A 15083-nucleotide genomic window follows, 5' to 3' on the forward strand; every position below is an offset into this window, starting at 1 on the left:
TAATTTATAAAAAATCCTGCTCCGGAATCGAAGCAGGATTTTTTGTTTATAAGCTTTTATGATTATTTCTGAACGATCAGGAAAAGATCCAGTGCATCTGGCTTATCCTCACTAATAAGATAATCGTCTTTGGAAATACCCGATACCAATCCATCTGAACTTGTCTGCTGAAGGTTATTCCGATTCATTCTGTTCAACAGGTCATAGGGAATTCTCAATACAGCAGCAGGGAGTTTATGCTGAAGATCGAAAATGTCCCACCTCATAATTTTATTCACGGATTTCCGGTTATTTTCATGATAAGTCATGACCTTTTCATTTCCAGCCACACCTTTCATTTCTACAGTAGGAAAGATAGTCCGTGCAAGTTTGGTCAACTCCGGTGCCGTGTATTCACGAATGTGCCATGGATTACGGGAAAGAGATTGAAGGCGATTGGGTGTAGTGATCAGTGCAATGCCTCCAGGTCTTAAAACTCTAAAGATCTCTTTTAAGAACAGTACATCGTCTTCAATATGTTCAATGACCTGAAAACTCACCACAGAATCGAAAGAGTTATCATCGAAGGGAAGAGGCGGCAAGTGACCACTTATAAATTTTGAGGCCGGATACTTTTCTCTCAAGCCAATTACAGCAGATTCAATCTTGTCAATGGCACTATAGGATTTAACCGATGGAAGAAGCCAGTCAATGCCTCTACCTTCTCCGCACCCCACCTCCAGCAGATCACCCTTTATCCATTCAGGAGATACTACATACGGTTTCAGAAGCCTTTGATGCAGGGGATTATCAGAAGCGATCTGGTCTGACGTTATTTCAGTTGTGTAAATCTTTGACATGGCGGCAAAAATACTGTTTTTGGTGCTGTATCGTTTCTATTCGTTTCTTCGTTATTTTACAACCTGTGAGTGACAATTTGGTGGGTCTGATCCTCTCAATGGCACAAGGATTGATAACCATAATCTGTCCCGTGAGTAAACTGTTCAAAATGAGATTTTTCACTGTTGTTTTTTTGTTCGTATCCAGCCTGAGTGTGGCGCAACCCGTAAGCAGCGTCAATTTCAATTACCTGTACAATCTTCAGGGAGAACCGGATTTGCAATTTAATCCCGTCATCAAAAATGACTCTATCAATCTGATCTATACTCTTAAGACCAATAATCCTTCGGTCACTTTCTATGTTGTGCAATGGGAAAAAAGAGAATCATATTCACAACGTCAGGGTGGTATCATCAACACGAGTGATACGTTGAGATTGATCAACGGAAAAGCCGAAGGGGTATTCAGATTTGCAAAACCGGAAAAGCCCTGGCTATTTGTTGCCAGAGTTACCAACACAGCATCCTCCAAGAGTTGGATTTTTTTTAAACAGATAGAAGCACATTATCCTGTTAATGGCTACCTGGAAAAAGATGGCGAGAAACAGTGGTCATCTTATAAATCTGCAACCGTTCGATATACTTTAAGAGGAAGTGCTCCTGGTAAACCCGTTCATTTTTCCTTTTATAAAGATGGATTTCCAACTCCATCTCCTCCTTTTGCTGATAAAGAATTAAAAATGGATCGCTTCTTTTTTCCTGATTCTACTTTTACCGTTATGTCTGGTGACGGTGTTGGACCTTTTGCCCAGGAGGGTTTATATCTCGCACAGGAAGATACCACATCAACGCAGGGTTTTGCATTTCTTATCAGAAGAGATCCATATCCAAAATATAATAAGCTCGCTGATCTCAAAGGACCTTTGTTGTTCGTGACCACTCGTGAGGAGAATGATAAAATTGGAGAAGCCGGTGAGGACAAAGTAAAATTTGATAAAGTCATACTGGATATTACCAGTGATAAAGAGCGCGCAAGAGATTTTATGCGCAGCTACTTCAAGCGCGTTGAAATTGCGAACTCTTTTTTCACATCATTTAAGGATGGATGGGAAACTGATCGGGGGATGATCTTTATCGTTTTCGGAGCTCCAGATGAAGTCACAAAGAGTGGTCAGCAGGAAATATGGAATTATCGTAATCCAAGACAACGCTTTGTATTTACCAAATCAGGGAGTGTATACGCGCCAGATCATTATGTACTCGTTCGCGACAAACAATACACAGAGAACTGGTATCTGACGATAGATCTTTGGAGAAAAAGTAGATTTTAAGAATTAAAATTACTTCCACTAAGATTCCTTACTAATCAGTTACATACTGATTATATGACCTGAGGGAAATGCACGGCATTACCGTAACTTCGCCCCTTCAAAATACTCATGGACAAACTAGATCTTATTTACGGAACCCGGGCAGTCATGGAGGCTGTGCGCGCAGGAAGACAGATTGACAAGATCTATCTCCAGACTGGTCTGAACAATGACCTTATGAAGGAACTGGTCAACGCATTGAAAGAGCATGACGTTCCCTACAGTTGGGTCCCTCTGGAAAAGATCAACAAACTGACGACCAAAAACCATCAAGGCGTTGTCGGATTTTTATCGGCTGCTCTTTATGCCCCGCTTCAGGGTCTAATTGACAAAGCCTATGATGAAGGAAGAACTCCATTTTTTCTCTTACTCGACCGGATTACCGATGTACGCAATTTTGGTGCTGTAGCGAGAACATGCGAGTGTGCCGGATTGGATGCAATTATCATTGAAGACAAGGGTAATGCGCCTATTACCAGTGATGCCGTCAAAACATCTGCTGGTGCCCTTCACCATCTTCCGGTTTGTCGTGTAAAATCTTTGAAAGACGCTATTAAAGATTTGCAGGAAAATGGAATTCAGGTAATAGCGTGTACGGAAAAAGCATCGAAAAATATTTATGAACTTGACCTGGCTTTACCAACAGCTCTCATGATGGGCTCAGAAGAAGATGGTATTGCGCCGACGTTGTTGAAGGAATCGGATGAGATTGCAAAAATCCCTATGAAGGGAAAAATAGAATCTCTGAATGTGTCAGTGGCTGCAGGGGTAGCAATCTATGAAGTGATGCGACAGAAGTTTTATAAGTAATCTGTTCCGTTCGACTTTGCCTTCAAATCATTGACATAGCGACGAAATAATTCTTCCTTATCTTTTTCACACACGATCACAACGTTGTCAAATACACCAACGAGATAACCGTTGAGTCCCTGTACAACAATCAACTTACCATCTTCGCCTTTTATAACTGAATTGCGAGTGTCGTATACAAGGGCTTCCGCATTCACTACATTGTTATGATCATCTCGAACTGAAGCTTCATGAAGAGATGCCCATGATCCCAGATCTGACCAGGAAAATTCTCCGAGTGAAACATAGACATTGTCAGCTTTTTCCATCACACCATAGTCGATGGAGATATTTTTAGTTTGTGCGTATACCTTCGTTACTACAATCTTTTCATCGGCTGTAAACAATTGAGGTCTTATCTCTTCAAATGCTTCTGACAATTCGGGGAGGTATTTCTGGAAAGCATTCAGAATTGCTTTTACACCCCAGATAAACACTCCGGAATTCCAGACAAAATCGCCGCTCTCCAAAAAAGTTTTAGCTAATGCGATAGCGGGCTTCTCTGTGAATGTTTTGACTTTCTTGAGATTGGATTTGCCTTCAAGAAACTGAATGTATCCGTAACCGGTTTCAGGTCGTGTTGGTCGAATGCCTAAGGTTATAAGTTTATCCTGCGACTTTGCCTGATCAACAGCCTTCTGAACATTTTGAAGGAAATCTTTTTCACTTAGGATTAAATGATCTGAAGGACTTACGATCATGACAGCTTCAGGATCCTTTAAGAATATCTTATTTGCGGCATACGCAATGCATGGAGCCGTATTTTTCCTCATTGGCTCCGTTAGAATCTGATCAGAGTTTTTTATTGCCAGTTGTTGTTCTGCGAGAATTGCATGCTCTTCGTGAGTAACGATCCAGATATTCTCAGGAGGACAGATTGGCAAATAACGATCGTACGTTGACTGTAAAAGGGTTTTTCCCGTGCCTAATACGTCCAGAAATTGTTTAGGTTTTCCGTTTCTGCTGTAGGGCCAGAAGCGAGTTCCAATCCCGCCAGCCATTAACACTACGTGTAAATGTTTATCCATTTTATCGCTTCAGAATAACATTTTTTGATTCTCTCCGTTCACCATTCGCATACCTGCTATTCGCCAAATTGTTGGGGCTATTATAACTATTTTTTAGTATATTCAATGCTCCTTCTCACTTTATCGATTGCGGAAGGCAAATGTAAGGATTTAATCGACTCAAGGAATCATGATAGTGGCTGAAGAAACGGACTCATTAAAAGCTCAACTGAAAGAATTTTTCGGATACACCTCCTTTCGGGGAAACCAGGAAATAGTAATTAAAAATATATTAACAGGCCGGAACACTTTTGTGATCATGCCTACTGGCGCTGGTAAATCACTTTGTTATCAGTTACCTGCCATGGTAAAAGACGGTCTTGCCATCGTCATCTCTCCACTGATAGCGTTAATGAAGAATCAGGTGGATCAACTTAATGCCTATGGAATTCATGCAAGATTCATGAATTCAACTTTAAGTAAGGGAGAGATTACTCGACTTAAAAAAGATTGTATCAGCGGGAGCGTTAAGCTTTTATATGTAGCTCCGGAATCACTTAACAAAGAAGAAAATATTGCATTTCTTCAAAAAGTGAATGTTTCATTCGTGGCTATTGATGAAGCCCATTGTATCTCTGAATGGGGGCATGACTTTCGTCCTGAATATCGCAAGATCAAAACCATGATCGCTCAGCTTGGTGACATGCCTGTGATAGCATTGACAGCCACTGCTACTCCAAAAGTTCAGCTTGATATTCAAAAAAATCTTCAAATGGAAGAAGCTGATGTATTCATCTCTTCTTTCAATCGTAAGAATCTCTATTATGAAGTTCGCCCAAAAAAGGAAACAAAAAAGCAACTCATTAGATTCTTAAAAGATCACAAAGGAAAATCAGGCATCATTTATTGCCTTAGTAGAAAGAAGGTTGAAGAGATTGCCCAGTTGCTGAATGTCAATGGATTTAAGGCAGCTCCCTATCATGCAGGGCTTGATCCTGATGTACGTGTTAAAAATCAGGATGACTTTCTGAATGAGGAAACAGATATTATCGTAGCCACGATTGCCTTTGGGATGGGGATTGACAAACCAGATGTTCGGTTCGTTGTTCACTACGATGTACCCAAATCATTGGAAGGTTATTATCAGGAAACAGGACGATCAGGTCGTGACGGATTGGAAGGCATTTGCCTTATGTTCTATAGTCACAATGATCTTAACAAACTTGAAAAATTCAATAAGGATAAAACTGTTCAGGAGCGTGAGAACGCACGTGTACTTCTGCAGGAAATGGAGTTCTATGCTGAGTCACCTATTTGCAGACGTCGTCAACTACTTCATTACTTCGGAGAAGAGTTCATGGAGGGAAATTGCGGTTCCTGTGACAACTGTGTTCATCCAAGAGAGCGGTTTGATGGAACAGAGTCCGTTAAGATTGTTCTTGAAGCCGTAAAACAAACCAACGAACGTTTTGGCCTTAATCACCTGGTTAATGTTATCAGGGGTATTGAAGATGAATACGTAAAAAGTTACAGCCATTTCGATCTTAAAATTTATGGCGTCGGTGGAAATGAAGAAGCGGATTTTTGGAAATCAGTTGTTCGTCAGACACTGATCTATCAATACCTTGAAAAAGATATTGATAACATTGGCGTTCTGAGATTATCAGAAAAAGGAAAGAAATTTCTCGCGAAGTCTCACGCTGTTGAACTTGCACGTGATCACGACTTTACTACAGCAATTGAAAATGAAGAGGTTTCTACTGATCGTGTGCCCGCAAATTCCAAGGCATATGATGAGAAACTATTTGAAATGCTTAAGGTCCTGCGCAAGCAGGTTGCTAAACAGAAGAACCTCCCTCCTTATGTGATCTTCCAGGATCCGTCACTGGAAGAAATGGCGACAACTTATCCTACCAACAAGGAAGACCTTGCTGCCGTCAATGGTGTGGGAATGGGGAAAGTCAATAAATTCGGAAAAGACTTTCTTGAAGTCATCCAGAAATATGTTGATGAAAATGATATTGAGACAGCCTCTGATGTGATCGTAAAGTCATCGGTCAACAAATCAAAGATCAAGATCTTTATCATTCAGCAGATTGATCGCAAGATTGATCTTGAAGAGATCGCACAGTCAAAGAGCATTCCATTTGAAGAGCTGCTTACCGAAATTGAAAACATCTGTTATTCAGGAACAAAGCTTAATCTCGATTATTACATCGATGATGTTCTTGACGAAAATAAACAGGATCAGATTTTTGATTATTTCCTCAATTCCGAAACGGATAGTTTAGAAGAAGCCATGAACGACAACAACAATTCAGATTTCAGTGAAGAAGAAATGCGGTTGATGAGGATCAAGTTCCTGAGCGAATACGCCAATTAAGAATTAGCATTTTTCCTGAACCTTCTGTGGCCAGCGCGAAAGGTGTCCAATGATTATCATTATCTTTGACGTTTGTCTACAGCATGAACATCCTTCTTATTGGTAATGGCGGTCGCGAACACGCGCTGGCATGGAAAATAAAACAAAGTCCTCTTTCCGATCATCTTTACATTGCCCCTGGAAATGCAGGAACTTCATTAGTCGGTGAGAATCTTCCGATATCCGTTACCGACTTCCCATCCCTTGCAAAAGCCTGCCTTGACAAAAAGATAGGACTAGTAGTAGTTGGTCCTGAAGTACCTTTAGTGAAAGGAATTCGCGATTACTTTGAAAAAGATCCTGCATTAAAAAATATTCTGATTGTTGGTCCAGGAGCAAACGGTGCTCAACTGGAAGGCAGCAAAGATTTCTCAAAGCAATTCATGGTGCGAAACAACGTACCAACTGCAAAAGCAAAAACCTTTACCGCTTCCGGAATTAAGGAAGGGCTTCAATACCTGGCTGATGGCAAACTTCCTATCGTCCTAAAAGCAGATGGATTAGCCGCCGGAAAAGGTGTGATCATCTCCAATGATCTTAAAGAGGCTCAGGCTTCCTTATCGGAAATGCTGGTAGATAAATTATTCGGAGAGGCAAGCTCACAAGTATTGGTAGAAGAATTTCTCGATGGTATTGAGTTATCTGTTTTCGTCCTTACCGATGGAGAAGATTATGTCATTCTTCCGGAAGCAAAAGATTATAAGCGCATTGGAGACAATGATACCGGTCCTAATACCGGGGGCATGGGTGCAGTCTCCCCTGTCGCCTTTGCGGATGCAGCTTTCATGAAGAAAGTTGAAGAGAAGGTTATCAAGCCCACCATACATGGCCTGAAAAAAGAAAAGATCCCTTACAGAGGATTTATATTCTTTGGTTTAATAAATGTCAAAGGAGAGCCGTTGGTTATTGAATACAATGCACGAATGGGAGATCCTGAAACTGAAGCTGTCATGACTCGAATTGATTCTGATTTTTTAGAGGTTCTGATCGCATGCGCAGAAGGAAAATTAAAAAATAAGAACATTGTAACTCATCCTGATTACGCCGTGACTGTAATGATGGTTTCCGGTGGATATCCTGGAGATTACAAAAAAGGAAATACTATTTCAGGTTTAGATACAAAGCACAATGCACTCGTCTTTCACGCCGGAACAAAAAACGCGGACGGGGGAGTTGTCAATGATGGCGGAAGAGTATTGGCGGTAACAGGGCGTGGAAAGGGATTGGAAGAGGCAAGAAATAATGCTTATGAGGCCATTTCCGGCATTTCCTGGAGAGATGTATCTTTCAGAAAGGATATTGGAGTAGATTTGTTAAAGATCGTGAAGAGTGGTGGTTGAGTTGATGGGCAGTTAAGTTAGAACTTAAGAATCATTTAAATGGGTCCGATTGCATTACTGATATTAGTTATAATTTTTTTCATCCTGCCCCTTATCTCTGCTATTAGGTCTTTAGCCAATAGGAATTGGGGATTTTTTAAAGATTAATTTATGGGATGCTCGTGCGGAACTAAGAAAGACGGAAAAGTTTCCGGCTGTAAAAATAATGGAGCTTGTGGAACAGGTGGCTGCAACAAGATGAACGTGTTCGATTGGTTGTCGAACATGGAGATGCCAATGGCAGATCGTTTTGATGTGGTCGAAGTTCGGTTTAAAAATGGCCAGAAAGATTTTTACAGGAATACAGAAAAACTTGATCTTACTTCAGGCGATGCCATCATTGTGGAAGTTCAGAATGGCCATCATCTAGGTCATGTTTCATTGCAGGGTGAGTTGGTACGCCTTCAGATGAAAAAGAAGAATGTCGCCAACGATGGAGAGATCAGAAAGATCTATCGCCTGGCGCATACAAAGGATCTTGAGAAATACGAAGAAGTACAAAAACGCGAACTTCCTTCATTGCATCGCGGTCGCGAAATCATACGTCAGATGAAACTTCATATGAAGCTTTCCGATGTAGAGTTTCAGGCAGATAATATGAAGGCAAGCTTTTATTATTCCGCTGATGAACGTGTTGATTTTCGTGAATTGATAAAAGTACTGGCAGGTGAATTCAGAGTACGCGTTGAAATGAGACAGATCAGTCTTCGTCAGGAAGCAGGTCGTCTTGGAGGCATTGGAGTTTGCGGTCGTGAGCTTTGCTGCTCTACGTGGCTGACAGACTTTAAGAACGTCGCTACGAGTGCGGCACGTTACCAGAATCTTTCTCTTAACCCAAGCAAACTCAGCGGCCAGTGCGGACGTCTGAAGTGCTGCCTCAATTATGAATTGGAAACTTACATGGAGGCTTTAAAGCACATTCCTGATGTAGGTCGTCCATTGCTGACCGACAAAGGAGAAGCCACACTGCAGAAGACTGATATATTCAGAAAGATCATGTGGTTTGGCTACAAAGAAGAGGCAGCATGGTATCCATTAAATGTCGATCGTGTAAATGAAATTCTTTCTCTTAATAAAGAAGGTCGTAAACCAGCGACACTTGAATTGAATGAATTGGTTGAAAGGGCACCTGTGTCTGTACTGAATAGCGATCTTGACAGACTTGACAAGAAATTCAGCACCCGTGGAGGAAGCGGAAAAAATAAAAAGAAATCACGCAACCGTGGACGCGGTGGAGAAAATCGTAAAGGACCTGGTCCTGGCAATAACGCCAAACCTTCCGGTCCAAGAAATAATCCTCCGGCACCAAAGAAACCATAGTTATTTCCGGATGAAAAAGAGTTTCTTATTCTCATTGCTCTTATTACTTGTTCTTGGCTCATGCGACAGTAATCGTCTGTATGAAGATAATGTTGAATTTTCTGATCGAAGCTGGAAGGTTATTGAAGAGCCACGATTTGAATTTATCATTCCGGACACCACTTCTCAATACAACATTTATTACAATGTGCGTAACTCACTTGAATATCCTTACGCGCGGATCTTTGTGACATATCATCTGTACGATTCTACCGGTAAGGAGCTTTCAAGGAAGTTAATCAACAATGACCTTTTTGATCAGAAGACAGGAAAGCCTTTTGGAGATAGCGGACTTGGGGATCTTTTCGATCATCAGTTTCCAATTCTTCAAAAAAATAAATTCAACTACAAAGGAAAATTCTCAATCAAACTTGATCAGTTGATGCGCCAGGATACACTAAAAGGTGTGATCGCCATAGGTGTACGTGTTGAAAAGGTGTCTAAAGATTAATACACAATCGCTGCATAAAAAAAGCCCCAACAATGTCGGGGCCTTTCCCAGGGAAATAATAACAACAACTTTATTTCCCCTGCATAACTCAAACCAGTATTATTAACTATGAAATTGTTTCAAAGAAAATAAAACAATTTCAACTCATTCCTTCTTTGCCATTAGAAACATATTAGAATGAGAATCTGCTCGGAAACTCACCAATACGGTGGTTCCAGCTCCGGTCTGTGACAATACGCATATAGTTCCATTGTGAAGGGTTATAATCCGATGGCTCAGTGATAGTCCTATTCCGTAGCCCTTGATCTTGGAGGTGCGATCAGCGCGGTAAAAGGGTTGAAATATATTCTCAAGATCGTTTTGATCAATACCGGGTCCATTGTCAGAAATACGGATTTCAAACTGTTCTCCTGAATAATTAAACGAGATGTTGGCCTTATGGTCCGGTGAGAATTTACAGGCATTCTCAATAACATTCTGGAAAGCTACTTTGAGGAGATATAAATTTCCGGACATGTATAGTTTTTCTTCATCTTCCGGAAGATTCAGTGTTGTGATCTCTGTCTGATAATCTGAATTAAGGGAGGTGACATTCTCAAGTACTTCCCAGAGCACTTCATCAATGCGCAGATCTGTCATCGCCACGGTTTCATTTTCATGCAGGAATGCCAGATCGAGTAAACTACCAGAAAGCATATTGAGATCCTTAATGTCTTCCAATACGGATTCTGTGGTCTTTTTATACTCCTCCAATGATCTCTCTTTTAATAAGGTCACCTCAAGTTGGGAGGTGATCTTTGTAAGAGGATTTTTCAGCTCATGAGAGACATTGCTAACAAAAGCTTTTTGAAGGGAGAAGGCTTTTTCAATGCGGGTTAACAGTTTATTAAATATAATGATGAGCTTTCCAATTTCGTCATTATACTTTCGCTCACTGATGCGATAACGTAAATCATCAATTGATATCGCCTGTATTTCTCCGATTAGATTATTGACAGGCTTCAGGGCACGGCCGGCATAAATCCATCCCACTATTGAAACAATCGCCAACATTGCACCGAACAATATTATCAGAAGGACACGAAGATTGGCAAGTTGCTGAGTCCCATTGATATCGATTGCTCCGGCAACCACAACATAGTGCTGGCCTTCATTTCTGAAGTCAAGCCCTATGATTTCAAATCCCCTTTGATTGAAGTACTTCTTACCGGAAGAACGGATGCTTTTCAGCAGTACTGGTGTGATTTCAAAATATACAGTGTCATTGTTCGTGTATATCTCTTTATTTTCCTGATCATAAACCGTGATGTTCTCACCAAACAATGCATCTCTTCTTGCACGGTCAATAGTTTTAAGGAGCGCAGAATCCACTTCATCAACCCGCAAAAGCAATGTGGCTGAAGTCACAGCCTTATCATTCAGACGATCATGAAACTGCTGACGGTTGAAGCGATCTGCAAAAAAATAGATTAACAGAAAAGAAAGGAAGAGAAGAGCACAGACAGAAACTGAAAACAACAGTGTAAGTCTGGATCTGATTTGCATACGTTATTCTTCTTTTAGGATATATCCCATGCCAAACTGAGTATGAATTAGTTTCTTATCAAAATCCCTATCAACTTTTTTTCTAAGATAATTAACATATACCTCCACCATGTTGGTTCTGGTGTCAAAATCCAGATTCCATACCTTCTTGGCGATTTCCGCCCGGGGCAGAACCTTTCCTTGATTTCTGAGAAAAAACTCAAGAAGCGCAAACTCCTTTGCGGTCAATGTGATCTCCTGGTCACCTCTTTTTACACGCTTCGATTCAAGGTCCATTTCAATATTTGAGAATGATAAAACACCTTGATTTTCAGCTCCTCTTGTGAAACGCTTAGAAAGTGTTCGGATTCTTGCTAATAGTTCTTTGAACTCAAAAGGCTTTGAAAGGTAATCATCTGCTCCACTATCGAGACCTTCAACAACATGATCGGCACCACCCAGAGCTGTTAACATCAATAGTGGCGTTTGAATTTTTGCTTTTCGTAATTCCTTACATAGTGACAGGCCATCGAGACCAGGGAGAATAATATCACTGATGATAAGGTCGTACGATTGACTTAATGCAAGATCACGTCCCGAAACTCCATCCACCGCAGTGTCTACCTCATAAGCATTCTCTTCAAGGCCGCGCTTGATAAATGTCACCGTCTTCAATTCGTCTTCAATCAGCAAGATCTTCATCTATCAAAGTTACCGCCGTTACTCCGATTAAATGCTTCTACATATAATTAGAAATTCATTAAAGACCCTCATTACAGCAATTTTAAAGCCCATAGTCCAAAGATTTTCTAAAATAAAAAGCCCGGTGATAAAATCACCGGGCTTTCATTTTAAATTAAAAACCAATTAAGCAGCTGTTGGCTCATTCAGCTTCTTGCTATCAAAGTCAACCACAATTGGTGCTGCAATGAAGATCGAAGAGTACGTTCCTATCATAATACCTACGAAAAGAGCGAAAGAGAAACCTCTCAATACTTCACCTCCAAAGAACAATAACACCACCACCACGATCAACGTAGTTCCAGACGTAATCAATGTACGACTCAATGTGCTATTGATCGCATTGTTGAATATTTTGATCTCATCGTGACTTGATCCAAAGCTCAGATACTCACGAATACGGTCAAAGATGATCACAGTGTCATTGATTGAGTAACCAATGATCGTCAGGATCGCTGCAACAAAGATCTGATCGATCTCAAAAGAAAATCCGAGAGCTCCAGCGATAGCGAATGCAGATAACACGAAAAGTGAATCATGGATCAAAGCGATGATTGCACCCGTGCTGTACTGCCATTTTCTAAATCTCACCAGGATGTAAAGGAAAATTCCGATAATGGAGAATAGTCCAGCTTCCAATGCGGAGCCCTTAATGTCATCTGCAATGGTAGGACCTACTTTAGTCGAAGAAGAGATAGTGAAGTGCTGTGCGTCAACCTTGGAGTCATCCACTGCATACTGCAACCCTGTGAATCCCTGGACTCCTTTGATGAGAGCTCCCTTCACCTGATCATCGGCAGCATCAGACTCATCATCGATCAAGTATGAGGTTGTTACCTTCATGACATTGTTTCCGCCATAGTTCTTAACCTCTGTACTCGAGTTCTCGAAGCTTGACACCAGTGCGTTTCTTACGTTGGTCGACTCTACCGGACTATTGAACGTCACGATATAAGAACGACCACCTTTAAAGTCAACACCAAGGTTCAAACCTTGAATGAAGATGAGAATAATTCCAAGTGTGATAAATGAAGCCGAGAATAAATAAGCTTTCTTCCTGTTACCGATAAAGTCATACGAAAGATGACGGTTCATCATTCCCGAAAGTGGGGTTTCAAATGAAACTTTCGCTTCATCTCCCTTACGCACTAAAAATTCAATCACAACGCGTGAGATATAAACCGCCGAGAAGAATGAAGTAGCAATACCAATCATTAATACGATCGCAAAACCTCTTAGTGGTCCTTGTCCGAAAATAAACAGGAACATACCTGTAAGGAATGTTGTAAGATTCGAGTCAAAGATGGAAGAGAAGGCTCTTTCATAACCTTTTGCAATAGCCTCTCTTAATTTTCTTCCGGCTCTTAACTCTTCCTTAATACGTTCATAAATCAATACGTTCGCATCAACCGCCATACCCATCGTCAGAACTATACCCGCGATACCCGGTAATGTTAGTGCCGCATTAAGCTGCGCCAGAATTCCAAGAATAAAGAAGATGTTAAATAACAAAGCAAAATTTGCAACCCAACCACCTCTTGAATAATACGCAACCATGAACAGCATTGTGATGATCAAACCACAACCCATGGAGATAATACCCTGATTCCAGGCCACCTTACCCAATGTTGGTCCAATAATAGCCTCCTCAACAATTCTGGTAGGTGCTGGCAAAGAGCCCGCTTTTAAGACCAGAGCAAGATCTTTCGCTTCCTCAAGCTCAAATGATCCTGTGATCTGAGAGTTTCCATTTGGAATTTCTCCCTGAACGGTTGGTGCTGTATAAACATAATTATCAAGTACGATTGCAATTCTTCCTTGCGGTGTTTTAGTAGAAGCTGCAGCAGTAACCTTCGCCCATGTCTTTGAACCGGCAGCGCTCATGGTCATACTTACAGCAGGACGTGCAAACTGGTCATAATCAAGGCGCGCATCATTGATCACCTCTCCTGTCAGTAATGGCTTTCCATTACGACCAAGATTTACAAAATTCAATCGAAGGTCTTCAACACCCGGTGTAGTTTCCGGTTCTGATTTTACATCCCAGAACCAACCAATCGTGCGTGGAATAAATGCTCTTACATCTTCTCTTTTCAATAGTTTATTAATAGCAGAAGTGTCTTTAACATTATAAAGGAAAGGAACTCCCTGGTTGCTCAACGCAAACAAAGGCGACATGCTAAGGCTCGCCAGCGAGTCAAGTGAATTTCCTGTTGTATCAGTTGCAACTTTATTCAATTGCTTCTCAAGAGCTGACGCACTGCTATCAGCTTTTGCGTCGCCTTGTGTCGTTGTGGTAGTTGCTGATGTGAGGCTGGCTTTCCTGGAATTCTGTTCCTTAAGAAGCATTTGATTCACTCCCATCAAAGCCTGGCTCAGTTGGGGATCACTGTACTCCACGATCTCCCAGAATTCAAGACGGGCAACACCCTGCAATAATTTTCTTACACGCTGAGGATTATCAGCACCTGGAATTTCGATCTGAATGCGACCCGTTCCCTGAAGTCTTTGAATGTTTGGTGCAGATGTTCCGAACTGGTCAATACGCGTTTTTAAGATCGTGAATGAACGATCAATTGCACTTTCAATTTCTTCCTTTAAGAATTTTAAAACTGTGTTATCAGAATCAGAAAGGCTTACACGCCCCTTGTTAGCTGAAGAGACGAACAAAGAGGCAAGGGACTTATCAGGATTTGCTTCCTTGAAAGCTGCGTAAAAAAGATCTGCGAAATTAGCCTCGCTTTTCTTTTGCTGATCACGTGCTTTTTGAAGTGCTGCAGTAAAAGAAGGATCCTGATTGTTACCGCTTAATCCGCGGATAATCTCCACCGGAGAAATCTCCAACACAACGTGCATTCCACCTTGCAAGTCGAGACCAAGACTCAATTCATTTTCCTTTACTTCCTTATATGTGTATTCAACTCCAAAAAGGTTGTACACGGGTTGATTCCAGAGAGAATCAAGATACTTCTGTTTTTTAGTGAGGCTTAAAGCCCCCGACTTGTCAGTGGCAAAGTTGATCGCATCCTGATTTACCCTGCGTGACACAAATGTGAACGAGAGATAATACAGGCATAGAAGGGTTATTAGAATCCCCAGAATAATGACTACTCCTTTATTACGCATAAAATATAAAATTTAAAATTTGATTCAGTTAAGAGAT

Annotated in this window: 11 protein-coding genes; 6 read left to right on the forward strand and 5 right to left on the reverse strand. The window is 41.1% G+C overall.

Annotated features, from left to right (window positions below):
• Positions 1–62 precede the first annotated feature (62 nt).
• Entirely contained in the window at positions 63–839 is a 777-nt protein-coding gene (locus HOP08_06765; protein NOT74612.1) for a methyltransferase domain-containing protein, read from the reverse strand.
• Positions 840–988: 149 nt separating this feature from the next.
• Between HOP08_06765 and HOP08_06770 the strand changes: the two genes are divergently transcribed.
• Positions 989–2149 carry a GWxTD domain-containing protein gene (locus HOP08_06770; GenBank protein ID NOT74613.1) on the forward strand — a complete coding sequence of 387 codons (1161 nt, stop codon included), beginning with the start codon at positions 989–991 and terminating at the stop codon, positions 2147–2149.
• A gap of 108 nt (positions 2150–2257) precedes the next feature.
• Positions 2258–2998 carry a 23S rRNA (guanosine(2251)-2'-O)-methyltransferase RlmB gene (gene rlmB, locus HOP08_06775; protein ID NOT74614.1) on the forward strand — a complete coding sequence of 247 codons (741 nt, stop codon included), beginning with the start codon at positions 2258–2260 and terminating at the stop codon, positions 2996–2998.
• On the opposite strand, the gene HOP08_06780 is transcribed toward rlmB, so the two are convergent.
• Positions 2989–4065, reverse strand: a complete 1077-nt coding sequence (locus HOP08_06780; protein ID NOT74615.1) for a mannose-1-phosphate guanylyltransferase — start codon at positions 4063–4065, stop codon at positions 2989–2991. The genes rlmB and HOP08_06780 overlap by 10 nt on opposite strands.
• A 169-nt stretch (positions 4066–4234) precedes the next feature.
• Between HOP08_06780 and recQ the strand changes: the two genes are divergently transcribed.
• From recQ to HOP08_06800, 4 genes are all read left to right on the forward strand, one after another.
• The gene (recQ, locus tag HOP08_06785) at positions 4235–6427 is read left to right on the forward strand and encodes a DNA helicase RecQ (GenBank protein ID NOT74616.1); all 2193 of its coding nucleotides are present in this window, start codon (positions 4235–4237) and stop codon (positions 6425–6427) included.
• 83 nt (positions 6428–6510) lie between these two features.
• Positions 6511–7806, forward strand: a complete 1296-nt coding sequence (gene purD / locus HOP08_06790; protein NOT74617.1) for a phosphoribosylamine--glycine ligase — start codon at positions 6511–6513, stop codon at positions 7804–7806.
• A 237-nt stretch (positions 7807–8043) separates the two neighbouring features.
• On the forward strand, positions 8044–9165 hold the full coding sequence (locus HOP08_06795) for a Signal peptidase-like protein (GenBank protein NOT74618.1): 1122 nt from the start codon (positions 8044–8046) through the stop codon (positions 9163–9165).
• A 10-nt stretch (positions 9166–9175) separates the two neighbouring features.
• Positions 9176–9655, forward strand: coding sequence for a gliding motility lipoprotein GldH (locus tag HOP08_06800; protein ID NOT74619.1), 480 nt, complete (start codon positions 9176–9178; stop codon positions 9653–9655).
• Between the two features lie 144 nt (positions 9656–9799).
• Here the strand turns inward: HOP08_06800 and HOP08_06805 are convergent, their stop codons facing one another.
• From HOP08_06805 to secDF, 3 genes are all read right to left on the reverse strand, one after another.
• Entirely contained in the window at positions 9800–11200 is a 1401-nt protein-coding gene (locus tag HOP08_06805; protein NOT74620.1) for a HAMP domain-containing histidine kinase, read from the reverse strand.
• A gap of 3 nt (positions 11201–11203) precedes the next feature.
• Positions 11204–11881: a response regulator transcription factor gene (locus tag HOP08_06810; protein NOT74621.1), complete on the reverse strand. Its 678-nt coding sequence runs from the start codon at positions 11879–11881 to the stop codon at positions 11204–11206.
• Positions 11882–12046: 165 nt separating this feature from the next.
• Positions 12047–15046, reverse strand: a complete 3000-nt coding sequence (gene secDF / locus HOP08_06815) for a protein translocase subunit SecDF (GenBank protein ID NOT74622.1) — start codon at positions 15044–15046, stop codon at positions 12047–12049.
• Positions 15047–15083: the final 37 nt, after the last annotated feature.

The sequence above is a fragment of the Cyclobacteriaceae bacterium genome (assembly GCA_013141055.1).
Taxonomy (GTDB): domain Bacteria; phylum Bacteroidota; class Bacteroidia; order Cytophagales; family Cyclobacteriaceae; genus ELB16-189.

Excerpts from the sequence above, each read along its gene's own strand:
- HOP08_06765 (NOT74612.1), bottom strand. The coding sequence starts at position 839 with ATGTCAAAGATTTACACAACTGAAATAACGTCAGACCAGATCGCTTCT.
- HOP08_06770 (NOT74613.1), top strand. The coding sequence starts at position 989 with ATGAGATTTTTCACTGTTGTTTTTTTGTTCGTATCCAGCCTGAGTGTG.
- rlmB (NOT74614.1), top strand. The coding sequence starts at position 2,258 with ATGGACAAACTAGATCTTATTTACGGAACCCGGGCAGTCATGGAGGCT.
- HOP08_06780 (NOT74615.1), bottom strand. The coding sequence starts at position 4,065 with ATGGATAAACATTTACACGTAGTGTTAATGGCTGGCGGGATTGGAACT.
- recQ (NOT74616.1), top strand. The coding sequence starts at position 4,235 with ATGATAGTGGCTGAAGAAACGGACTCATTAAAAGCTCAACTGAAAGAA.
- purD (NOT74617.1), top strand. The coding sequence starts at position 6,511 with ATGAACATCCTTCTTATTGGTAATGGCGGTCGCGAACACGCGCTGGCA.
- HOP08_06795 (NOT74618.1), top strand. The coding sequence starts at position 8,044 with ATGAACGTGTTCGATTGGTTGTCGAACATGGAGATGCCAATGGCAGAT.
- HOP08_06800 (NOT74619.1), top strand. The coding sequence starts at position 9,176 with ATGAAAAAGAGTTTCTTATTCTCATTGCTCTTATTACTTGTTCTTGGC.
- HOP08_06805 (NOT74620.1), bottom strand. The coding sequence starts at position 11,200 with ATGCAAATCAGATCCAGACTTACACTGTTGTTTTCAGTTTCTGTCTGT.
- HOP08_06810 (NOT74621.1), bottom strand. The coding sequence starts at position 11,881 with ATGAAGATCTTGCTGATTGAAGACGAATTGAAGACGGTGACATTTATC.
- secDF (NOT74622.1), bottom strand. The coding sequence starts at position 15,046 with ATGCGTAATAAAGGAGTAGTCATTATTCTGGGGATTCTAATAACCCTT.